This window comes from Alphaproteobacteria bacterium (genome assembly GCA_024244705.1).
Lineage (GTDB): Bacteria > Pseudomonadota > Alphaproteobacteria > JAAEOK01 > JAAEOK01 > JAAEOK01.
In genome coordinates this window covers 26441-49029 of the sequence record JAAEOK010000050.1, presented here as the reverse complement: position 1 = coordinate 49029, position 22589 = coordinate 26441, and the positions used below count along the sequence as shown (strand labels likewise).

25 protein-coding genes and 1 pseudogene are annotated in these 22589 nt (G+C 63.5%); 12 read left to right on the top strand and 14 right to left on the bottom strand.

Annotated features, from left to right (window positions below; genetic code table 11):
* The first annotated feature begins 43 nt into the window (after positions 1-43).
* Complete coding sequence (locus GY791_08035) at positions 44-433, top strand: RidA family protein (protein ID MCP4328369.1); 390 nt, start codon at positions 44-46, stop codon at positions 431-433.
* Between the two features lie 44 nt (positions 434-477).
* Here GY791_08035 and GY791_08030 read toward each other — a convergent pair whose 3' ends face one another.
* From GY791_08030 to GY791_08000, 7 genes are read right to left on the bottom strand one after another with little or no spacing between them, the layout of a single operon-like run.
* Entirely contained in the window at positions 478-1455 is a 978-nt protein-coding gene (locus tag GY791_08030; GenBank protein ID MCP4328368.1) for a VWA domain-containing protein, read from the bottom strand.
* Between the two features lie 18 nt (positions 1456-1473).
* Positions 1474-1848 (bottom strand): FHA domain-containing protein, encoded by a 375-nt coding sequence (locus GY791_08025; protein MCP4328367.1) that lies wholly within the window; start codon positions 1846-1848, stop codon positions 1474-1476.
* 27 nt (positions 1849-1875) lie between these two features.
* Positions 1876-2844 carry a hypothetical protein gene (locus GY791_08020; protein MCP4328366.1) on the bottom strand — a complete coding sequence of 323 codons (969 nt, stop codon included), beginning with the start codon at positions 2842-2844 and terminating at the stop codon, positions 1876-1878.
* A 5-nt stretch (positions 2845-2849) separates the two neighbouring features.
* Complete coding sequence (locus tag GY791_08015) at positions 2850-3668, bottom strand: MotA/TolQ/ExbB proton channel family protein (GenBank protein MCP4328365.1); 819 nt, start codon at positions 3666-3668, stop codon at positions 2850-2852.
* A 2-nt stretch (positions 3669-3670) separates the two neighbouring features.
* Positions 3671-4072 carry an FHA domain-containing protein gene (locus GY791_08010; protein MCP4328364.1) on the bottom strand — a complete coding sequence of 134 codons (402 nt, stop codon included), beginning with the start codon at positions 4070-4072 and terminating at the stop codon, positions 3671-3673.
* Positions 4073-4104: 32 nt separating this feature from the next.
* Positions 4105-6276: a protein kinase gene (locus GY791_08005; protein MCP4328363.1), complete on the bottom strand. Its 2172-nt coding sequence runs from the start codon at positions 6274-6276 to the stop codon at positions 4105-4107.
* Positions 6277-6295: 19 nt separating this feature from the next.
* Positions 6296-6877, bottom strand: coding sequence for a hypothetical protein (locus GY791_08000; protein ID MCP4328362.1), 582 nt, complete (start codon positions 6875-6877; stop codon positions 6296-6298).
* Between the two features lie 390 nt (positions 6878-7267).
* Here GY791_08000 and GY791_07995 point away from each other — a divergent pair, with 390 nt between their 5' ends.
* From GY791_07995 to GY791_07975, 5 genes are all read left to right on the top strand, one after another.
* Entirely contained in the window at positions 7268-7603 is a 336-nt protein-coding gene (locus GY791_07995; GenBank protein ID MCP4328361.1) for a hypothetical protein, read from the top strand.
* A gap of 63 nt (positions 7604-7666) precedes the next feature.
* Positions 7667-8296 (top strand): glutathione S-transferase family protein, encoded by a 630-nt coding sequence (locus GY791_07990; protein MCP4328360.1) that lies wholly within the window; start codon positions 7667-7669, stop codon positions 8294-8296.
* Positions 8297-8405: 109 nt separating this feature from the next.
* A complete protein-coding gene (locus tag GY791_07985; protein ID MCP4328359.1) occupies positions 8406-9320 on the top strand; it encodes a sulfotransferase domain-containing protein in 915 nt (304 codons plus the stop codon).
* Complete coding sequence (locus GY791_07980) at positions 9308-10636, top strand: hypothetical protein (GenBank protein ID MCP4328358.1); 1329 nt, start codon at positions 9308-9310, stop codon at positions 10634-10636. Before GY791_07985 ends, GY791_07980 begins: the two co-directional genes overlap by 13 nt.
* 152 nt (positions 10637-10788) lie before the next feature.
* A complete protein-coding gene (locus tag GY791_07975; GenBank protein ID MCP4328357.1) occupies positions 10789-12465 on the top strand; it encodes a DNA alkylation response protein in 1677 nt (558 codons plus the stop codon).
* 21 nt (positions 12466-12486) lie between these two features.
* On the opposite strand, the gene GY791_07970 is transcribed toward GY791_07975, so the two are convergent.
* Positions 12487-13020, bottom strand: coding sequence for a hypothetical protein (locus GY791_07970; GenBank protein ID MCP4328356.1), 534 nt, complete (start codon positions 13018-13020; stop codon positions 12487-12489).
* Positions 13021-13233: 213 nt separating this feature from the next.
* Here GY791_07970 and GY791_07965 point away from each other — a divergent pair, with 213 nt between their 5' ends.
* Positions 13234-13635: an ankyrin repeat domain-containing protein gene (locus tag GY791_07965; GenBank protein MCP4328355.1), complete on the top strand. Its 402-nt coding sequence runs from the start codon at positions 13234-13236 to the stop codon at positions 13633-13635.
* Here GY791_07965 and GY791_07960 read toward each other — a convergent pair.
* Positions 13632-15002, bottom strand: coding sequence for a hypothetical protein (locus tag GY791_07960; protein MCP4328354.1), 1371 nt, complete (start codon positions 15000-15002; stop codon positions 13632-13634). The genes GY791_07965 and GY791_07960 overlap by 4 nt on opposite strands.
* A gap of 307 nt (positions 15003-15309) precedes the next feature.
* On the opposite strand from GY791_07960, the gene GY791_07955 reads away from it, so the two are divergent.
* The gene (locus GY791_07955; protein ID MCP4328353.1) at positions 15310-15936 is read left to right on the top strand and encodes a 2-hydroxychromene-2-carboxylate isomerase; all 627 of its coding nucleotides are present in this window, start codon (positions 15310-15312) and stop codon (positions 15934-15936) included.
* A 39-nt stretch (positions 15937-15975) separates the two neighbouring features.
* Here the strand turns inward: GY791_07955 and GY791_07950 are convergent.
* From GY791_07950 to GY791_07935, 4 genes and pseudogenes are all read right to left on the bottom strand, one after another.
* Positions 15976-16530 (bottom strand): annotated as a pseudogene (locus tag GY791_07950) (RidA family protein).
* Positions 16487-16861, bottom strand: a complete 375-nt coding sequence (locus GY791_07945; GenBank protein MCP4328352.1) for a cupin domain-containing protein — start codon at positions 16859-16861, stop codon at positions 16487-16489. The pseudogene GY791_07950 and the gene GY791_07945 overlap by 44 nt, the downstream one beginning before the upstream one ends.
* Positions 16862-16875: 14 nt before the next feature.
* Complete coding sequence (locus GY791_07940) at positions 16876-17244, bottom strand: hypothetical protein (GenBank protein ID MCP4328351.1); 369 nt, start codon at positions 17242-17244, stop codon at positions 16876-16878.
* 115 nt (positions 17245-17359) lie between these two features.
* Positions 17360-17716, bottom strand: a complete 357-nt coding sequence (locus tag GY791_07935; protein MCP4328350.1) for a cupin domain-containing protein — start codon at positions 17714-17716, stop codon at positions 17360-17362.
* A gap of 151 nt (positions 17717-17867) precedes the next feature.
* Here GY791_07935 and GY791_07930 point away from each other — a divergent pair, with 151 nt between their 5' ends.
* Positions 17868-18719 (top strand): alpha/beta hydrolase, encoded by an 852-nt coding sequence (locus tag GY791_07930; protein ID MCP4328349.1) that lies wholly within the window; start codon positions 17868-17870, stop codon positions 18717-18719.
* Between the two features lie 65 nt (positions 18720-18784).
* Here the strand turns inward: GY791_07930 and GY791_07925 are convergent, their stop codons facing one another.
* A complete protein-coding gene (locus GY791_07925; protein MCP4328348.1) occupies positions 18785-19516 on the bottom strand; it encodes a class I SAM-dependent methyltransferase in 732 nt (243 codons plus the stop codon).
* Between the two features lie 180 nt (positions 19517-19696).
* Here GY791_07925 and GY791_07920 point away from each other — a divergent pair, with 180 nt between their 5' ends.
* From GY791_07920 to GY791_07910, 3 genes are all read left to right on the top strand, one after another.
* On the top strand, positions 19697-20878 hold the full coding sequence (locus tag GY791_07920; protein MCP4328347.1) for a TraB/GumN family protein: 1182 nt from the start codon (positions 19697-19699) through the stop codon (positions 20876-20878).
* A gap of 12 nt (positions 20879-20890) precedes the next feature.
* Positions 20891-21634 (top strand): hypothetical protein, encoded by a 744-nt coding sequence (locus GY791_07915; GenBank protein MCP4328346.1) that lies wholly within the window; start codon positions 20891-20893, stop codon positions 21632-21634.
* Between the two features lie 165 nt (positions 21635-21799).
* Positions 21800-22498 (top strand): disulfide bond formation protein DsbA, encoded by a 699-nt coding sequence (locus tag GY791_07910; GenBank protein MCP4328345.1) that lies wholly within the window; start codon positions 21800-21802, stop codon positions 22496-22498.
* Positions 22499-22589: the final 91 nt, after the last annotated feature.

Here is a 22589-nt window from a genome sequence, read left to right as displayed (position 1 = left end):
GACCGGCCTTCGCCATTACGGCCAATCACAGGGAACCCAGACCATGAACGAAGCGATGAACCCGAAAACGATCCACCCGCCTTTGGCCCCCTACACCCACACCGTAAGGGTGCCGCCCAATGCCGAGTGGCTGGCGATTTCCGGACAACTCGGCGTGGACGCGAAGGGCCGGCTCGCCGGCGGCGCCAAGCGGCAGGCCGAGCAGGCGTTTCGCAACATCTTGGCCTGCCTCAAGGCCAACAAGATGGCCAAGGCGCACCTGGTCAAGCTCAACGTCTATCTCACCGATTCGCGCTTTATCGCGGATTATCGCGCGGCGCGTCAAAAAGTGCTGGGCGACGGCGCGCTACCGGCCTCGACCTTGGCCATCGTCGACGGCCTGGCGGCGCCGGACTATCTGGTCGAAATCGAGGCCTGGGCCGCGAAGCCGTGACTTCGGCATCTCCACCGCGCCGCGTTGTCGGCGCCCGGCGCCCTTTAGCCTTCGAGCACCGACAGCAGGACGCTCTCGATCATCTGCCCGCCATGGGTGCTGAACTTGCCGCCGCCGGCACGCGCCAATTCGGCGAAGAAGCGGTCGTCGCCGTCGCCGAAATGACGGTAGGACGGGGTCGACACGAATAGCACCGACAGCGTCCGCCGCGGCCCGCTGCGCGCGAAATTGCGCGCCAGATTGAGCGTCGCCGCCTCCTCTTCGCGATGGGGCGCGGCGTCGCCGATGACGATGATGGCCTGCTTGGCGCCGGAGCGGAGCGCCATCGACAGCGCCTGCTGGAGCCCGGAATAGACCGCCTCGCGCGGCGTGTAGCCGCCCCGGATGGGCGGTTTCAGGCCCGAAATGAAATCGTAGATCACCCCGGCCCGGGTCGCCGTCGGCGTCGGCGACAGGTCGCGGACCACCCATCCCGGCCTGAAATCGTAATCGCGGTACGCCACCACACCGACCCGCAGCGAATCGACCAGCCGCTCGAGGATTCGGACGATCCCGCCGATCGATAGGCTGAGATCCCGGAGCACCGGCTTCATGCTCGCCGTGGTATCGACGACGAAGACAAGGTCGAACTGGCCGACGATCTTGCGGTTGGAGGTTACCTCCTGGTCGTCGGCGCGTTTAGTTGCGCGCGCCGCCCGTGCCTCGGCCGCCTTGGCCTGGGCGCGGAGCGCGGCGACCGCATCCTGCTGGCTGGCGGCCTGGGCGCGGAGCGCAGCGGCGGCGGCCAGCAACTGATCGGCCGAGCGGCCGTCGGCCGCGGCGCCCTTGCGCAGCGCTTCGGTTTCCGATTCGGCGCGCTCGATGTCGGCGCGAACGTCGGCGATATCCGCGTTGGCGTCGAAGCTGCGTTGGTAATAGGGCATCAGCATGACGACCAGCAGGACGAACACCCCGGTCGCCATGGCCAGCAGGTCCATCGCCGACAGGTTGAATACGACCAAGCTTCGATTGCGCCGTCTCATAAGGCCCTCGGCCGCCGCCTACCGCGTATCGGCCAAGCGGCTGACGGCCAGGCGGACGCGGCCGGCGGTCAGATGCTGGCCGTCCTCGACGACGACCGGCTCGAACGGCGACAGCGCGCGGCCGTCGAGCCGCGTCCCGTTCAGCGAATTGACGTCCTCGACGAGCAGGCCGTCGGCGCTGCGGCTGAGACGGAAGTGGCGGCGCGACACGCCGGGATCGTCGATGACGTATTCGCACAACATTGGATGGCGGCCGATGGCGACACCGGCCTCGGCACGGGACAGCTCGGTTTCGCCGATGGTAATTTCTATTGCTTGCCCATCCGCGCTTTCGCCCGACAGGCACCAGCCCCATTCGAGCTCGTGACCGGAATCGAAATCCGTCGCTACCATGTCTTCTCCTTTCCCGCCTTGCGCCTGCTACGATTCGAGGACCGACAGCAGGACGCTTTCGATCATCTGGCCGCGGTGGACCACGAAGTCGCCCCGGCCGGCTTCCGCCAAGCGCTTGAAGAACGCCGCGCCGGGAGCGTTCCGATTGCCCGTATAGATCGTCGAGATGCTGCGCGACTTGCCGTCGGCGCTGCGCTGGGCGCTGAAATCGGCGGCCAGCTCGAAGGCCTCCTGCCAATCGACGCGGTGGCTCGGCGCGTCGCCGATGACGATGAGCCGCGCTTCCGCCTTCGGCCGCCAGTTCATGCCGAGGCCGACCTTCATCGCCGCGGTCACCGGCTCGGGTTTGTCGCCGCCGCCGCCGGCGCCCAGTTTCTCGACGAAACCCTGGATCGCACGAATGTTCGAACCGTTCATCGGCGTCAGCGCGAAGGCCTGGGTGAAATATTCGTCGCCATAATCCTTGAACGCCACGAAGCCCGCGTTCAACGACGGCGCCAGCTTGTGCAGGACACGAATGATCCCGAACAGATTGACTTGGATGTCGCGCAGCTCCTCGCCCATGCTCCCGGTGGTGTCCATGACGAAGACGAGGTCGAGGTCGGGAATGACGAAGTTGCCCTGTCGCGGCTGCGGTGGCGCCACTTTCTGAGCCTCCGCGCGCGCCCGTTCGAGGGCAATATCCCGCGCCTGCGCCGCCGCGCTCATTCCCGACTGGGCCAATTCCAATGCGTGTTCCGCCTCCTGCATGGCGGCGCGTGCCTCGGCCATGGCGTCGGCCGATTGATCCGAATACAGCCGCATGTCTTCCATTTCTGCCTTGGCCGAGCTCAACTCGGCGACCGCGCCCTCCATCTCGATGTCCTGGGACGGCTGCTTGAGGTAGTAGGGAAACAACAGAATCGCCATCAATATGAAGACGCCGAGCGCCGAGGCAAACAGGTCGAGCGCGGATATGCTCAATGCTTCGAGGGTTCGCCGCGGCGGCGCCAGCATGACGGTTATCCCGAATAGAGCCGGTTGATGAGGTTATCGAGGCAGTATTGACCGACCTCGTTGAGTGCGCCCTCTTCGCGCGCCTGGACGACATGCTGGACCAGCACGATTATCGACGACATGACCAGGGCCAACAGCGTCGTGTTGAAGGCGACGGCGAGCCGCTTGGTCAGTTCGGCGAGCAGGGTCGGATCCTGAAGGTCGACCTGGCCGGCGAAACCGAGGGCCAGCGAAATGCCGATCACCGTGCCGATGAAGCCCAGGCTCGGGATCACCCAGACGATATAGCGGATCATGCTGTAACGCAGGTCGATCTCGTGCAGGAACAGTTCGAGGCTGGAGTTGAGCAACGTGCTCGATTGCTCGACCGAGCCGCTGGCCTGGAACTGCAAGACGACCCGTTGGATGAGCCGCGGCAGGAAGCGCCCCGACGCCGGACCGTCGGACATCGACGTGGCCCGCGCGCGGGCATAGATCTGGCGCAAATCCGGCGCCTGCAACACGGTGCTTTCGTCCTCGGGCAGGTAGCCGGCGGCGAGTTGGCGACGCTCGTCGCGCGCCTCGCGCCAACGCACGAACAACTCGCCGAAGCCGACCGCGAACACCACCCACATGATGTTTTGAACCGTCAACGGATAGGTTTCGCGACCGAGGTCGAGCAAGATCGCGGCCCAGGTCGGCGACAGCACCGTCTGCATGCCCCAGATCGCGGCGACCGCCAGCAGCACGCACAATATCAACACGACCGGATAGGAAAAAACCCGCCGCACACGCGGCCGGGCACGCGCCGCGGTGGCCGTAACCGATCCGTTTTCCGCGGCCAAGCCTAGAGCCTCCGGCGCACGATTTCACCGGTGCGCGGATCGCGCGCGACCGGGCCGCGGGGCCGCGGCGTCGCCTTCCCGGCCTCGTCGCGATACCCCCCGCTGCCACCGCCTTCCTCGACGGTGATCGGGCTGAGCTTGGCAAACAGCGAATTCAGCGTGCATTGAAACGAACCGAGCCGCAAAGGCTGGTCGGGATGCACGAAGCTTTGGCGGGTTTCCTCCCACACCTCCTTGTCGTCCTGCATGCCGACGACGCGCCAGGTTCCGGTTTCGGTACCGCAATCGGTGACGTAGTAGCGTCCGTCGCGGGTCACCACGATCTCCATATGCCGGCGCGCCACCGAACCATCGGCGACGACGATATCCGCATGGGAACTGCGGCCAACGATCAGTGTCTTCAATCCGCGTATCCTTCGTTCGTCATTTCGCAATCTCACCGTGCCGCGTCGGATTCCGTGGTTTCCATTTCGCCCTCTTGAACCTGCGGCTCGCGGTTGCCTTCAATCACGTTGTCCTTGAGCGTGGCGGTGCTGCCGATGCCCAGGGCGACGCCATGGCCCCGGTTCTGCTTGATGACGTTCTGGCTCAGCTCGCCTCCGGCACCGCCGAGCACGGCGATGCCATGCTCCCTGTTGTCGCGGATCTCGTTGCCTTCGAAGGCCGGCGTCGCGCCGGTGGCGATAATCACCCCCGACAGGCGGCTGCTGACGATCTGGTTCCCGGCGAACCGGCCGCGAGCGCCTTCGTAGACGAAGATACCCGCCTCCCCGGCCGAGCCGACGCGGTTTTCGACGACGATCGGGTTGGCGCCGCCGCGGACTTCGATGCCCGAGGCCTTGCCGGCGACGATCACGTTGTCGGCATAGCCGCCGCTGCTGCCGCCCTCGATCACCAAACCGCCTTGTCCGCTGCCCTCGATATGGTTTCCCGATACGGTCGGCGCCGAACCGCCGCGAACCTTGATCCCGGCCTTGCCGCTGCGCTCGATACGGTTTCCTTCGATGGCGCCGCCGGACCCGGTCTCGATCAAGATGCCGACGCCGTCGACGTCGCGCATTTGGTTGCCGCGTATGGCGGCGGCTCCGCCGTCGCGCAGGCGCATGCCGGTGCCTTTCCAGTTGGCGATCACATTGTTCGCGACCTCAACATCGCCGAAGGCGAGATCGATGCAGGGACTCGTGCCATCACCGCCTTCGAAAGTCAGCCCGTCGATGATCCCGCTGCCGGCGGACACCAGGAGACACCGGCCGGCCGGCGGAATGATCATGACCGGCTGGCCTTCTATCGACTCGCCGATCAGGCTGATCGGCTTGTCGATGGTCAGGCTTTCGCGGTAGATGCCCGAGCGCACGCGGATAACCGATCCGGGCCGGGCATTTTCGATCGCCTCGGCGATGGTCGCCGCGTCGGCGCTGCCGATCGCATCGACCGTCCACTCCGTCTTCGACCACCAGCGGTAATATTCCCAGCCGAACCACCCGCCGGCGGCGATCGCGGCAACGACGACCAAGGTGAGAAAAACGCGACCGCCGCCGCCGGACCGATGATGCCGCGTGATCTCCGGAAGCGGTGCACGGCTCGACCGGTCCCCCGGGGTGGCGGTGAGCGCGGGGACGCGGACCTCGGCGGCCTCGGGCTCGTCCGCAATCTCGACACGAATCGTCGACGGAAAATCGTCGCTGGCGGGGAGTTCGACAGTCTCCTCCTGCGCCCGGCGCACGACGTTCGAAAGCGTCGTCACCTTACCGTTATCGGACGGCGCGTCCACGGTCGAAATCGCGTCGCGCCAAACCTTGACAGCGACCGGCCGGCTATCCGGTGCCAACGCCAAGGCACTATCGATCACGGCGGCGAAAGACGGCGAGCATTGCTCGGCGTCGAGGCCCTCGAGCAGTCTCGATTCGGTACGCTCAGTGGCGTCGGGTGCCGCTTTCCCGGTCAGCAGGCTATAGGCAATGGCGGCAACGCTGTAGAAATCGGTCCACGGACCAATCTGCGCATCGAGCGAGTACAGTTCCGGCGCGGCATAACCCGGCGTGACATCGACGAAGGATCGCACGACATCCATTTCCGCCGGCACCTGGGCCGCTTCGAAGTCGAGCAGCACCGGCGAGCCGTCGGGACGAACGAGGACGTTCGACGGCGACAGATCGCAATGAACCAATCCGGCCGCGTGTACGACCTCGAGCGCGTCGAGGATGCGCAGCATGAGATCCCGGACCGTGCTTTGCGCGATGGCGCCGCCGAGAACCGGGATGATCCGGTCCAGGGTAATTCCGTCCTCGCGGTCGAGTACGATGTAAGGCAATCCGGCCACCGTCGACGTCCCCACCATGCGCACCAAGCCGGGGTGGCGGATGCGGCCCAGGGTCTGCGCTTCGCGACGAACCGCTTCCTGGCTGTCCGGATCCGGACGCGAAAGCCGGATCACAACGGGATGATTGTTATGGCTCTCGATGCCGGAATAGGTGAAGGCGTGCGGTGCCTGGCTGATCTGCGCGTGAACGAGATAGCCGTTCAGCTGTTGGCCCGGCGACAATACGACGTGCCGGGGCGGCAGGCCGCTCGGGGCGGATGAGGAGGAGATCGATTTTTCCACCGACATTTACCAGATCCAAACAGGCCTAATCGGATCTGCTCGGCATCGTGGTCGAGGAGATCTTTGGAATCTTCTTCGCCGTCGATTGTGTCGTCGATTTGGCCGGGTTTGGCAAGGGTGGTGGTGACGTTGCGGCGGGCTCCGAGCGCGCCACCACGGAGGGCGCCGTTTCCGCGGGCGGCGTAAGCGGCGGCGACGGCAGGGGCGTCACCCGCACCTCGGACTCGGATGGCGTGGCGACCAGAGGCGTCGGACCGCTGCTCGGCGGTGCCGTTTCCTTCAGCATCCAGCGCCCGTCCGCCTCTCGGCAGCCGGTCCCCGTTTCGCTTAATGGCTCCTGGCCCGATCGATCCGTCGTCCGCGTATAATCGCGGCACGGCGACCCGTCGCCGAGGAAGAATGTCCGCGTCACCACGATCGTTCCCGAATTTCCGGTCCCCGGATTGGTCCAGGCTATCGGCGAACCCGTGGGCTCGGTCTCGAGAGCATCGGAAACCTTGGCGAACAGAAACGGCACATCGTTGAAATCGTCGGTCGCCGACGCCGGCACGACACGCGCAACGACGGCAACAGCTAAAATGATGGTTGTGGCCCGAATCGCGGTCATGCCTCTACCTGCCTTCAGCCGCGGGTTCCAGCCCAATGTTACCCGATGTATTCGAACCGGGAAACCGGGCTTGACCCCTGTTTGCTCACACCTTCTTTTGTGAGTCGGCCCCGCGGAAGCACCGACCGCGGTCACGCAGACAGACTTGCGGTCCCGCCCCACACCGGACCGCTTGCGCCTATATCTAGGGAGGCCGCGGGACCGGGCCAACAAAAAAGTGACGCCGATCATTTAACTATCTGAAAATTAACGATATATACCGCGGGTGCCGCACCGCATGGACGGCCGCGGACCGGCACCCATGATCGGGCTCGATAAACCGGCGCCCGTCTCCTAAACTGACGCCGGTGGTGCCGGCGCCGAATAGACCAACGCGACGCGGAGATCGAAATGCCACGATTGACAGGTGTTATCCTAAGTTTGGCCGTCATGTCTCTTGTCGGTGGCTGCGCCGATTTGGTTTGGGAGAAGCCGGGCGTCTCGCAGGCCCAGACGCAGGCTGCCATCGATGAATGCAGCCAGCATGCGAACAACGAGGCGTGGCGCGATCAATGGATCGACAACTGGCCGCCGCCCTTTTACGATTCAAGCTATATGCCGCCCTACTACGGTGTCGGCGCGGTACCCTTCTGGCACGGCGGGCCGGACGCCTTCGAGCAGGAGGAGGATCTGACCCGGTTCTGCATGCATTCCAGGGGCTATCGGCTCAATGCGGTTCGCTCGTGAGCGGCCGCGAATTCGCCCTGACCACTCCCTGTTATCGAACGGGAACCTGCAATTGGGGCGGCGATGAAATTCTATGATTGCAGTACCGCGCCGAGTCCGCGGCGCGTTCGAATCTTCATCGCCGAGAAGGGCATCGAGATCGAAACCGTCGAGGTCGATTTGCGCGCCGGCGAACATCTCGGCGACGCCTTCCGCGCCGTCAATCCGCACTGCACGGTCCCGACGCTCGAACTCGACGACGGCACCACGTTGTGGGATTCGAATTCGATCTGCGTCTATCTCGAGGACGCCTTTCCGGTGCCCAATCTTATGGGGCAGGACGCGCGGGAGAAGGGCGTGATCGCATCGTGGAACCGGGCAATGGAATGGGACGGCTTCGGGCCGGTGGCGGATGTCCTGCGCAACAGCGCTAAGGGGTTCGTCGACCGCGCCTTGACCGGGACCGTCAATCACCCGCAGATCCCCGAGCTCGCCGAACGGGGACGGCGGCGGGTCAAACACTTCCTTGCGGAACTCGACCGCCGCCTCGCCGCCAGCCCCTATGTCGCCGGGCCGCGTTATACGATCGCCGACATCACCGCGATCGTCGCCGTCGAATTCGCCGCTTGGATCAAGGAGGGGATTCCTGCCGACGCCGGCCACCTGAAGGAATGGCACGACCGCGTCGCCGCCCGCCCCGGGGTGGTCGCCTAGGGCGGGCGCGGAAACCGGCGCTGACCTCTTGTCATGCGTCGAAGAGCAACTCCGCGTTTGGGAATCTGACTGTTTCCCGATGGCACCGATTCAAAGAGGACAGTGCGAAATGTTGCCCAATTTTCTCTTCGTCGGGGCGCGAAAATGCGGTTCGACTTCGTTCTATCAGGCCTTGGATCGCCATCCCGATGTGTTTGTGTCGAACAAGAAGGAAACCAAGTTCTTTGTCTCAATGCGCGAGTACATGCGCGGCCCCACCTTTTACGAGGCGCGCTATTTCGACCTCTGGCGCGGCGAAATGGCGGTTGGCGAGATCGATCCCGAGATCATCGACGCCGCGGATGCCCCCGAACGTATCCGCTCCGTGCTCGGCCACGAGGTCAAATTGATCTTCAGTTTCCGCCACCCGGTGGAGCGCGCTTATTCCCACTACCTACACAATTTCGCCCGCCTCGACGAATTCGACAGCTTCGAGCAGGCGCTGCAGCACGATGACACGCGAACCCTCCCAGCGTTCCGATATCGCTGGACCAGCAATTATGCGCGCGACCTGGAACGGTTCCTCAACGTCTTTCCCCGGGAGAACTGTTTGCTCCTCATCTTCGAGGAGCTCTTCGGCGCCGATCGAAACCGCCATTTTGGGTCGGTGCTCGAATTTCTCGGCGTCGCGGCGGCGGACATCGAGCCAACTCACGAAATGACTCGATACTTGCCCAAGATTCACGTCGCCGAACGAGCCGGCTCGGTGCGCGGAAATTACGTCGATCGGCAAAACCAAATAGCCTTTGGCGAATTTTCCGTCGACCACGGCGATATCGTCATCGAGCAGCCCCGGATCGGCTTGAAGGTGCTGAAGGCGCCCTCGGAAGCGACCCGGTCCGCCCTTCGCCGGCATGCCGAAATCGCCCCGCCCTTGGAGCTCGACGAGGGCGACCGCAAACGCCTGTTCGACACCTACTTTGCCGATTATGTGCCGGAATTCGAACGACTTATCGAAAGGAGGGTCGACCTTTGGAGGGATTGATTTGGCCCGCGCAAAACCTGTCGGCACCCGCGCAGCGGTTCAGTGATTTGTATCTGCGTTCGGTTCCGCTGCCCCATCTCGCCGACAATCTGGCCGGTGCGGTGGCGGCGTTGGCGGAAGGCGGCGACCGGAAGGATCCGGCGGATACGATTCGCGGCCTGGAGCTCGGTCCTGGGTGGCAAGGAGTGCCTAGCGGTAGGTCCGACGCACTCAAGAATGTGGATGTCGGAGACCCGCGGTCGGCGCAATTCTTGACGGGCTACGCCCGCGTCAAGATGGAACAAGGCTGCTGGTCGGATGCCGTGCGGGCCCTCGGTAAGGCGCGCCGGATGGCGCCCAATGAGGCCTGGATCCACAACACCTACGGTTATCTTCATCTGTTCCAGGAAATGCGTCCCGCGGCGGGCAAGGCGTTCCGCCGCGCGCAACATTTGGACCCTCGGGGAAAACAGGGCCGGGCTGGCCTACGGGCCATGGAGGCGATGAAATTCAGCTTTCCGGCGGAGCGCCACGCGATCGGGCCGTTGCGGCGGGCGCGGCGCGTGGCGGATGAACGGCTCAATCTGGTGTTCTTCTTTGCCGGCCCGTGGCGCGCGCCATCGCATGGTCTCGATCTTCGGACGTTGATGGGTCCGGTTTTCGATCTTGCGCGCCGGCATTGCCCCGGCGCCCGGATCATCCTGCTAACGGATGAAACGACGGAACTCTCGGGCGACCTCCCGATCGACAGGATCATCCGCCAGCCCCTGGACTTGCGTTTCGGCATCTACGAGCGCATGCGGGCGCAACATGACTATCTCTGCTCATCGGCGCGCGACGCCGACACCGCGTTCCTGGATCTGGATGTGGTCCTCAATCGCGACCTGCGGCCGATCTTCGAGAACGAATTCGACATCGCGCTCACCTACCGGCGCTGGCCCTATCCGCAACACCCCTTCAATGCCGGGGTGATCTTCGCCCGTCGTGGCGCCCAGGCCGCGGCATTCTTCGAGGCCGCGCTCGCCTGCTACCGTTCGATCATCCGCCCGCGTCGCGGTAGGAATCGGGAGCACGGCGACCTGCGCGAATGGTGGGGCGACCAACTGGCCCTCGGCGCGCTCATCGACTGGCGGTTCTTTGCCGCCAATGGGCCCAATGCGATCTCGGTAAATGGGGCCACGGTCGGCTTCTTCCCCTGCCGCAGCCACAATTTTACACCGCTCGGCGAGGTCGACCTCGACCCAGACCGGTTGTCGGAGGTTTTCCTCCTGCATTTCAAAGGCGATTCCAGGCCGCTCCTACCGCGCTTTCTGAAAGCCTGCGCGCCGAATACCTGATTTGATGGCCTGAAGTGTTGCGATAACGCCCGGTCCCGTGGGGTCGTAAGGGCGGGTCGCCAAGCGGTCGCGCGGTGTTACACTAACATTCGATCTAATTCGCTTGCTCGAAGGACGCCGCCGGCGTGCCGCTGTTGTGAGGATATGACACGATGATACCGGTAAGACCGCTGGCTATTCTGCCGACCCACGAAGTAACGAACATGCCGCCGCATCTCGGCGATCAGGATTTGTGGGGCAGCGATAGGGCGCTGCGCGACGGCGTCGCGCGAGAGGGCGGCGGCTGGGCCGAGGAAAAGCTGGCGGCTTTCGGCAAAATCACCGGCGCCGCCGAGATCTTTGAAAAGGCCGATTTCGCCAATCGGCACATCCCGGAGGTCAAGCCCTTCGACCGTTACGGCATGCGCATCAACCAGGTCGAGTTTCATCCCGCCTATCACGACCTGATGAAGGTCGCGATCGAAAACGAAGTACCCAACTTCGCTTGGCGGCATGCCGAATCCGGGTCTCAAGTGGTGCACGCGGCGCTCACATACATGTTCAATCAGGCCGAGGGCGGCGTGCTGTGCCCGATGGCGATGACCTACGCCGTGGTGCCGTCGCTGCGCACCACTCCATCTGTCGGAGACGACTGGATCCCGAGATTGCTTTCGACCTCCTACGACCCGCGCGATATCCCGGTGAGCGAAAAAACCGGGGCGACCATGGGCATGTTCATGACCGAGAAGCAGGGCGGTTCGGACGTAAGGACCAATTCGACACGCGCCGAGGCGGTGGGTGAGTCCACGGGCCCGGGTGCCGAATACCGGCTCACCGGCCACAAGTTCTTTTGCTCGGCGCCGATGTCGGACGCCTTCCTGACGCTGGCTTACACCGATGTCGGGCTATCATGTTTCCTGGTCCCGCGTTGGATGCCGAATGGCGAGCGCAACAACCTCTTCATCCAACGCCTCAAGGACAAGCTCGGCAATCGCTCCAATGCGTCCTCCGAAATCGAGCTTCAGGACACCTGGGGCGTCATGGTCGGCGAGGACGGCCGGGGCGTGCGCACGATCATCGATATGGTTCAGGGCAACCGCATATATTGCTGCGTCAGTTCCGCCGCCTTGATGCGCCAGGGCCTGGTCCAGGCGCTGCACCACACAGCGCACCGGACCGCGTTCCAGAAAAAACTCGTCCAGCAACCTTTGATGCGCAACGTGCTGGCCGATCTGGCCGTCGAGGCCGAGGCGGCGCTCGCCCTGGCCCTGCGTATCGCCCGCGCGCTCGACGAAGCGGCCGAGGACGAAGCCGCCGCCGCCTTGGCCCGCATCGGGACCGCGGTGGCCAAGTATTGGAACTGCAAACGCGCGCCGGGCCACGTCTTCGAGGCGATGGAATGTCACGGCGGCCCCGGCTACATCGAAGACTCGATCATGCCCCGCCTCTATCGCGAGGCGCCGGTCAACAGCATCTGGGAAGGATCGGGCAACATCATGTGCTTGGACGTGCTGCGCGCGATGCAGCGCGAGGATGCCGCCCTCCCCGCCTTCCTCGCCGAACTCGATGCCGCGCGCGGGGCCAATGCCGCCTTGGACGCCGCCGCCGACACGCTCAAGGATGAACTCGCCCGGCCCGAAGACTTGGAAGTGCGCGCTCGGGGCGTCACCGAAATGATGGCGATCGCGCTTCAGGGCGCGCTGTTGGTGCGACATGCGCCGGCGGCGACGGCGGACGCCTTCTGTGCCTCGCGTCTTGGAACGCGCTGGACCGGTGCCTACGGCGCATTGCCTGCCGGCGTCGATTTCGCCGCCATCATCGACCGGGCATCGCCTGCAACCAATCGATGATCCGCCTCATGCGATGCTTTGTCATGCGCTCCGGCGCTTTGATAGAAGGAATCGAACGAACAATACGGCCCACGGGATTCCGAATACCAATAAGACGACCCCGCCTTCACCCGAAATTTCCTTAATTAGGTACGGGATCGAAAAATTATTTTGGTCATCAATGCTCGCGCCGAGCATCATGAAAAAAAAGAACCCGGAGTAGACATAGAACCAAATATTGCCCCGCGCCTTCTTGGGCGCGACGTCGTCCTCCTTCGATTCAACGGCTCTCCGCTCGATTTCCTCTTCGGTCAGGTCGATGAGCCTGTCCAAGCGCGTGCGCGCCGCCTGCCGCCGACGCTCCAATGCTTCGTCGTCGTCTAAAGAGGACGCCACCTCCAACCAGGTTGAAATGAATTCTACTTCGGATTTCGCGAGTTCTATTCTTCTCAAGGACCTCGAAACGGCATCCCGGTTCTTGAACCAGGTATATAGAACGCCGAGTATTCCCGGAACGGCGCCAACAAACGCTCCTAACAGACCGAAGAGGGCGAGGTTTATTCCTGGTTCGGACATAGCCGAACCACCATACCAGCATACCGATAGTGGATTAAGCCCGCATGTCTTGGGCGACTTCCCAATCGTTCTGGAATATAGGCAGGAGGTTCATCCTTGCAGCAATCGACGCCTCGTTCGCCGGCCGGCCGGATTCGCGAAGCCAATCGAAAGATCGTATAGTTTCGCCCAGCCTCTTGATGACGGGTAAACCATGTACGGCCGGGACGGATAATGCGGGACGATTGGCGCAAGGCCGCCATCGACGGCGATGGCGAGGTCATCGAGCGTCTGCTCGCCGAGGGCACCGACATCGATTGCCGCGACCGCTACGGCCAAACGGCGCTGATGTTGGCGGCTCTCCATGGCCGGGAGAAGGTGCTGTGCCTTCTGGCGGACCGCGGCGCCGACAAGGACGTCACCGCCAAATACGGGCTCAGCGCCCTCATGCTGGCGGTACTAAACCGCCATTCCGGGGTTGCCGAGTATCTCGTCGATGCCGGCGCCGACACCCGATTGCGCGGCAGCGGTGCGCCGGGCTTCGCCGACAAGACGGCGCGCCAGTTGGCCGAACATGGCGGGCTGGCGGACCTCGCCGCCCACATCGCCGCGGCCGATGGAGCGGACCGAGACTAAGAGGCGGGCGAGCGCCCACGGGCGCTCCCGCCCGCGTCGATCCTGTCGGCGAGCGCCGCCAAATCCGGCGGGACGGACACTTCGAGGAATAACGCAATACGCTTGTCCTTGAGCAGGCCTTCTTCGTCATGCAAGACCAGGTTCGGCCGCGCGAGTCCATTGCCGGTGAGGAGGAGGCACGATCCGACGGGCCATATCTTTAGGTAGTCCACCATCGCGCCGACGTTCGACGACCCGAATCCGATGAACGCGTCGCAGGCGGCGGCGGCATAGGTATCGGTCATGATCTCGACGCCGAGGCGGTGGCGGTTGGGAAGATCGGAGAAGTGAAGCGCCGCGCCGTCTCGGCTGCGCCGGCACTCCTGGGCCAAGACCCGCGATCCGTAACGGGCCGAAAATTCGGCGGCGATATCGGCGCTGTCGGTCATCAGGAAGAGGCTGCCCTCCGGAAATTCTCGCAGAAACTGGACTGCCCGGGCGTGATAAAAGCGCCGGAACTGGTCCATCGGACCGGCCTCGGCGCCTTTGTCGGTTTCGCGGACATGCACCGCGAGGAGCGGCCCGGCTGGCCGTATCCGGGCACTGACAAAGTTTGAGATTTCCTCGGCGACGGCGCGGCGCGGACGCAGGTAGTTGTCGATCAGGGCCCGGTACACCTCATCGACGCTGCGGCCGCTGAGCGGATGGGCGTCGGGCAGCCAGGGAACGACTTGGAAAACCGGCATGGCGAAATCTGCGACGACGACGTCCTCTGGGCGGGCCGCCGCCGACAGGCTCCAGAATCGGGAATGCGGACCCTGCCACAGGTCGAGTTGCTCGTCCGCCAAATTGCCGTCGTGCCACTTCGGCGGAAAGTAGGAATAGCCGCGCCCGAGAAGGTCATCGAGCGAAAGCGCCGAGACCGGATCGAAAAACGACCGGAAGGCATCCGCCTCGGGGTGGTCGCTGTAGCGCGAGTTCCGACCCCAATGCACGACCGGGGTGCGGCCGGTGATTTCGGCCACCAGCAAATGGCCGAGCACCTGGGTGACGTCCGACCAGAAGCCTTGGCCCCACGCCTTGATCAGCAGATAGGACTCACCGGTGCGAGCGTCCCGGGTGCGGGCAATTTCGGCAAGGTCGGAAATCCGCTCGCTGGCGCGGGCGGCGAAAGCGGGATCGTCCTTGGCATGGGCGTAGTGGCGCCGGGCGCCGTCCAGCAGCCCCGCGCGTTCGCCGATCTGGCCCAGCATGAAGTGGAGTTCCGAACTATCGCCGTCCTCGGCGATCGCCGCCCGGCACAGGAGATCGGCCTGCGCCAGGTTACCCCGCTGGAAACACAGAGCCGCCAACGCGCCGAGATCACCATTGACGGCACGAACCTTCATCGGCCGACTCGGGTTGGCCGGGCGCGGGGCTTCCTCGACCTCGATCCGCCGGCGGCGTTCAAGCAAGCAGTAACGATCAGGAAATGCTCCATCCTACCCGCAATCAATCCCGTGCCGCCTCGACCCGCCTCGCCGGCCGCTGAAGCGGCAGAGTCCGATCATAATCCGTGCGGAGCAACTCGGGAACCGTGCCCGGTCTCCAATGATTGACGCGGGATACCCCGCTTGAACATGGCGTTCGATCGCCGTAGACAAAGGCGCGATGGCCGCGTCGAAGCGCCGCGCCATTCAGCATTATAAGGGCACCATGACAACGATCGAATATTTCTATGCCGCTCATTCGGCCTTCGCCTATATCGGCTCGGCTCGGCTCATGGAAATCGCGCGGGCGGCGAAGCGGCGCATCGTCCACCGCCCGATCGACCTCAACCGGGTGATCGCCGCCACCGGCCTGGCGCCGTTCGCGGGAATGTCCCCGACACGACGCGCCTACTTCTTCGGACGCGAGATCGAACGCTGGGCGGAACTGCGTGAGGTCGCGATCATGAATCGACGCCCGACCCACCACGACAAGGACCTTGCCCTGCCCAACGGCATGCTGATCGCGGCCGACATTCGAGGCTTCGACATCGACCGGCTGGCCCATAGCCTGCTCGAGGCCCATTGGCGCGACGACGCCGATCTGTCGGACCCTGCCACGCTGGCGCGGCTCGGAAAAGACGCGGGCATCGACCCGGGGCCGCTGCTCGACGCGGCGCCGTCGCCGGAAATCCAGGCCATCCATGAAGAGAACACGGACGAGGCGATCCGCCGTTCGGTGTTCGGCTCGCCGACCTATTTCGTCGACGGCGACATGTTCTATGGCCAGGACCGTCTCGAAATGGTCGAGCGCGCGGTCGAACGGCCCTTCCCCGAGAGCTGGAAGCGGGCATAGGTCCCTTCCCGGGTTGCCCCGTTCGCCACCATTGGCTTGGGTCCGTAACGCGAACATGACCTCCCCCGCGATCGGCGCATCGCGGGCGAGTTCGTGCTGATAGAGCGCCATGCGGGCGTGCGGGCCCAGCTCGGCGCCGAAGATTTCGATCAGCAGGTCGGAGGCGCCGTTCAGCACCGACGGCGCGTCCTTGAACCCGGGCGCCGCATTGACGTAGCCGACCAGCCGCAGGGGCCGCAGCAGCCGGTCAAGATTGCCGATGACGGATTCGGCGAGGGCAAGGTGATTGAGCGCCATCTGGCGTGCCGATCGGTAGCCGTCTTCGACACTCAGTTCGTCGCCGACCTTGCCCGGCTTGGGAATGACGTCGTTGCCTTGACCGTCCTTGACCGTGCCGTAGGTGCCCGACACATAAAGGACGTCGCCGTGGACGACGCCCGGCACGAAATTGCCGATCGCCGCCGGCGGCTCGGGGATGACGATGCCGAGGCTCTGCAACCGGTCTTCGATTGCGCCCAATCCGGCTATTCCCTCCGACCGCCGGGTCGGGTCATACGTTCGGCTGCCACGGTCCTTCGACCGCAAAGGCCTCATCGGCGCCGGGCCACGGCGGCATGGCGATGGCGACCGCGGTCAGCGGTTCATCGCCGTCGCAGCGGAACTGGAACCGGGCGCCAAGCGGAATGGTGATCGCAATCCCCGGCTCGACCTCCACGATGTCCTCGCCGTCATCGTCCTGCCGCCACATGCGCCCCTGGCCGGAGATGAAATACCAGACTTCGTCGATGGTACGGTGGGCGACGGCGATCGAGATGCCGCCCGGCGGCAACGTGAAGTGCGCCATGCTGCCGGCCGCCGTCGCGCACAGGATTCTGACCTCGGAGCCGTCCGGCGCGATCACGTCCGGGTCGTCGGCCAGGCGCACGGTCGCGAACGGCATCAGCCCGGCCAGCCGGCTTCGCCGGCATCGTCGCTGCACTTGACCCGCACCGCGACCTTGACCGTCGCCCCGCCCAGCATCGACATGTTGCGCCAGCGGATGCGCCACGCGTTCTGGGAAATCGGCAGGTTCATGGTCATCGCGACGGCGTGATTGGGCGGCTCCGCCGCCGGCATGCCGCCGGCGCCCTGGACGACGAAAGGCATTGCCTCGGGACAGGCGACCTCGACGTTGCAATCGCCCGACGGCGCCTGCGCGCACTCCTGGACCGTTGGCGGTTGCCAGGCGGTTGCCGCGACCGCGGGCGTCGTCGCCAGGCCGGTCGCGGCGGCCGCGGCGAAGAGCGCCGCACATATATTTCTATGCATGATATGGGGCCTCCCGTTGTTGGATGTCACCGGAACCGGTCCCAGTCTAAAGCGCTCAGAGTTCATGGCAAGGAGACCGATGACGAACGCACGGACCGCGCGGGACCAATATGACTCAATCGACCCAATGGATATCGCCGTCGACCGCATTGGTCTTGAAGACCACATAGACGAAGGGTTCGGCGCCGTCGTTCCGCGTGCTGTGCACTTCGCCGGGCTGACAGCTCAGCGTGTCGCCGGGCCGCAGAGGGATCTCAATGCCGTCGATGACGAACGTGCCGCCACCCGCCACGACGTGGAAGGCCTCGGTGCAACGGTCGTGGTAATGGTCGGCGACCGACGTGCGGGGTGCGATTTCGATGAGCTGGACCAACCCGCCGTCGCAGTTCAAATCGTCCGCGGTCAACAAGACTTTCTTGGCATAGCCCGGGCATTGCAGCCACTCTCCCGCCGATTCGGGTACATGTTTCATCGCTGGTTCTCCCTGTGGCATGCGGCGCGGCGCATCCGGATTGACAAGCGAGATCCAGAATAGGCCGCCGTGTCTCGCCCGCCAACTCGAGCGGCTATACGTGGGATTTCGGACCGGCTAGCCTGCGCCCAGCATGACGACGGAGCGTTTCATGAAATCGTTCGAAACGACCGACGGCGTAAGGCTGCACTATCTGGAATCCGGAAGTGGCGCACCGCTCGTGCTGCTTCACGGCTGGTCGCAGTCGGCCGACCTGTTCAAGCACCAGCTCGTGGGCCTCGGCCCAACCCACCACGCGTTCGCCCTCGACATGCGCGGCCATGGGCTGTCGGAGAAACCGACCCATGGCTACCGACTGTCGCGACTGGCCAAGGATCTGCACGAATTCCTCGAGGCGCTGGACCTTCGCGAGATCACCCTGTTCGGTCATTCCATGGGCTGTTCGGTGATTTGGTGCTATTGGGATCTGTTCGGCGCCGAGCGGGTTGCCAGGCTTGTCCTCGTCGACCAACATCCCGTTTTGGTCGCCGATCCGGAATGGACGGCCGTCGAACGGCAAAGCGCCGGGGCGATTCTCGAATGCGCTGACCTGCAGAAACTGGTCCACGATCTTCGCGGTCCCGACGGTGAAGCAGTAACCGAAACACTGCTCGCCGGAATGGTCACCGCCGCCATGCCGCGCGCGGAAAGAAGCTGGCTGCTCGAGATCAACCTCCAGCTGCCGCGCCCGCTCGCCGCCCGCATGATTCATGACGTCGCAACCCACGACTGGCGCGACACCATTCCCCGGCTCTCGGTGCCCACCCTCGTCGTCTCCGGGCGGGCGAGCCCGGTGCCCTGGCAGTCACAAGTGTGGATTCACGAACAGGTCGCGGGCTCGCATCTGGAAATCTTCGAGGAGGCCGAGGGTGGAGGCCATTTCATGTTTCTCGAGAACCCGGCGAAATTCAACGCCATCACCGCCGCGTTCATCGACGCACCCCGGGACGGACGATCCGATTGACGGCCGGATAGTCGGGCGTCGGTGACGGGCAGCTGAGGATGGTCGGCGGCTTGCTCGACGAAACCCTACCTCGCCTTGCGGTACACATAGACCCAGTGACGCAGGTCGTCGTGCCGCGACGAAAATGGATAGGTCTGAAAAAGCTCGGTCCGTTCTTCGAGCGCCCAGGCGGCCGATTGCTCGAGATCGGCGAACATCGCATCGAATCCGCCTTCCTCGACGGCGATTCGTGAGATCGAGAACAAGATCGGCGCGCCGGGCTTGGCCACCGCGAGCAGGCCGATGAGGGATTCCGGCGGCGCATGACCGTGCGACAAGACACCGGCCGCCGTGACGGCATCGAAACTGTTGGCCGGCAGGTCGATTTCGGCCCCGAGCACCATCTTGTGCAACTCGGCATAGCATCCTTTGGCCCGAGCCGCGGCGAGCATGCCGTCAGATGGATCGATGCCGACGATGTTGTTGTATCCGATCAGGCGTAAGATCTGGGCCATGTTGCCGGTGCCACAGCCGCCGTCCAGAATTCTGGCGCCGCAGTCGCGAATGTATCGCCCGGCCATGCCGGCCAGCAGCGCGATGTAAGGGTCGCCCGATGCCCATACATCGCGGTCATAGTTACGCGCCCAGTCGTCATAGATGTGGTCGAGCTTGGCCCGGTCGCCGCCCGATTGGTAGACCGCGTCGAGCTTGCTATCGAGATTCTGGGGATCGGTCATGCCTTGGCCGCCATCGCTGTTTCCGATGGAATCGAAAAGAACCTGACGATCGTCTCCCGAATCGCGCGTTCTGGCAACCATGCACCCAGCGCCGCCTCGATCAACTAGTGCAGACATTCGGCGACGAAACCTCGACTAGAAATGTCTCCTCTGGACGCCCAATCGGCGTATGAAACTCCGCTCGCCACAACCCGATTTCTACCAACTGTACCCGTTCGACCGAAGGCTATACCTGGTCCGATTCTGTTCGGCCGCAGCCGAATGATACTTCCAATCGAGGTGGGGAGTCTTGTTGGCTGTTCTCAACCTTGCGGTGTGTGCGGGAGGAATGTAGAAGTGAGTTGGCGTCGTTGTTGGTTGGAAATCCACAAAGGTAAGAAATCCTGGCGCGGATTGAATCGCCTGGAGGTTTCAGGAGTGAGTTCTCAGATAGAGCCGCCGGCGCGTCGGCGGGCAACGCTGTTCGACTTTGTCTCTGTTCGCGTGTGCGGCGGACCTCGGATAGGCGCTTTTTTTGCCGCGCTGCTCGTCCTTGCCCTGTCCGCGGCCTGCGTTACCGATGGCGATCGGCCCCCGGGTGCCACCCAAACCTCCGAGGCGCACGACTCGCAACAAAGCGGTGCTCTCGTCAATGGTGTCGGCCTGCTGTGGCGGATTGATATCGAAAACAGCCCGCCAAGCTATGTTTTCGGCACTATGCACCTTTCGGATCCGCGTATCGTCGTGCTACCGCCTCCGGTCGACGACGCGTTTCGCTCATCGGTCGCGGTCGGGCTTGAGAATATCAGCCCCGACACGGAGAACCCTGAGGTCGAGGCGATTATGCGGCTACCGGACGGGCGCGATCTTGAGCAGATCATCGGTCCGGACATGTTTGAGGCGATCTACACGCTTGGTGAAAACCAGGATGAGCTCAAATCCGAGGTCCGGACCCTTAAACCTTGGGCCGTTGCAATGCTGATAGAGAAGGTTGGGCGTGACCCCACCGGTGCCCTGGTTCTAGACGATAGGTTGGAGAGTTTAGCGCGCAAGAATGGAAAGACACTGTTCGGGCTCGAGACCGCGTTCGAGGTCATGGAGGCCTTCGACCGACTCCCCGAGATGCATCAGATTGACCTCTTGAGGGCAACGCTGATCGATATCTACTTGCCGACAGATGCAGCCTATGCCGCGCGAGAAGCAGAAATTCGCGCTTATTTGGCGCGCGAAACCGGTTGGCTTGCCGCGCGGTGGAACCTTGACGATTCAGGCGAAGACACCACGACGCGCCGATTTCGCGATCACCTCTTAAACGAACGTAGCAATCGCTTCGCCGAGCGCATGTTGCCATGGATCGACAAGGGCGGCGCTTTTGTCGCCGTCGGCTCAGGTCATCTTCCCGGCGAGCAAGGCGTGATTGCCCGGCTCCAGGCGCGCGGTTACGAAGTAACCCGCGTTTACTGAGTCGAGGGGACGATGATCTTGCTTTCGGGACCCGCCCGATTTCTGACCATCCTGGCGGTTGCAATTGCGCTGGTCGGGTGCGAAACGACACCGCGCAAAACGTTTGAAAATGTTGGCAAGGTTGGCGTCGTTTCGCTGTTTGGCGACTTTTTCTACACGGTCAAATATCAGGCCTTCCTCGGCGAGACGAGAAATGTGAATGCGATATCCGATTGGCACCTCGGTGGTTACACCCAATCGATCGCTGTCGAAATGCTCAACCAATATGGCACGGCGGAAACTGTGTCACTGGAATTCGCCCGCCCGCAAATTCTGGCCCGCTACTTCGACCCGAGTCCTGGGCTGTTTGGCGAGAGATTCGACTATGACGCAGTTGCCGCAACAATCGAGAAGGCCGCCCGCGACGTCGGCGCCGACACATATCTGACCATCGAACCCTTTGATGGGCCTCCAAGCGCACCGCGATTGGTTGGTGGCCTCGGATTCTATAAGAACGACCGCATCTGGTTGCAGCAATCCTGCTTCTACAGCATGATCAAGATCGTCGTACGCAAAGTTGGCGAGGCTGGTGGGTATGCCGTCGGCAACAGGTCTTCCTGTATCGAGACAGACATCGAATGGCAACCCTACCTACGCGAAATGGACGACTCGACCCAGCGTCTGATCGAATCCGGATTCAAATCGATTCTGGCTACCGAATTGCAAGCGATCCTCTATACACTGGGCTTCTTTCCAAAGGTAAAAGAAAGCGGCTAGAGGCGGCGTCACGTCCTATTGCCATGCGATGGCAGACCGCGCCAAACCAGGGCCACTCGGTGCCGGCCCGTTCGCAAACCGTGATCGACGTGGATCATCTCAATACCGGCGGACAACAGGGCGACGGTGTGGCATTATCGGACCGATCACCCGAGGCGCTGCCGCATGTCTCCCATTCGGATTTCATATTATTCCGATGTGCTGTGCATCTGGGCCTACGCCGCCCAACGCCGCCTCGAGGAGCTGGTGCAGACATTCGGCGATGAAATCGCGATCGACGGGCACTTCTGTTCGGTCTTTCCGGACGCTTGGAGCAAGATCGAAGAGAATTGGAAAACGCGCGGCGGCTTCGACGGCTTCAACCGTCACATCAACAAAGTCGCCGGCAAGTTTCCGCACATCGATGTACACGAGCGCCTGTGGCTCGAAATTCGGCCGCGCACTTCGGCGAGCGCCCATCTTTTCCTCAAGGCGGTCGAACTCATCGAGCGCGACGACGCTGGACCCGACGCCGCGCCGCAACCCTATCTCGACCGGGTGTCGACGCGCGCGGCGTGGGAGTTGCGCCGCGCCTTCTTCGCCGCGGCCGAGGATATCTCCGATTGGGGGACCCACACCGAAATCGCCGACAGCCTCGGCATCGACTATGGCCGGGTGGAGCAAAAGATACGATCCTCGGAAGCGATCGCCGCGCTCGCCGGCGACTATAATCTGAGCCTCAATCACGGGGTCGAGGGCAGCCCGACCTACATCATGAATAACGGCCGGCAAAAGCTGTTCGGCAATGTCGGCTACCGGCTGCTCGAAGCGAACGTCCAGGAACTTCTGCGCAACCCCTCGGAGGACGAAGCGAGCTGGTGCTAGCGCCGGGTGGTTCGCGGCCGGCATACAGCATCCCACGACAACCAGAGGCAGATATTGCTTGGTAGGTCGCATTCCGTGACCGTACCCTCAC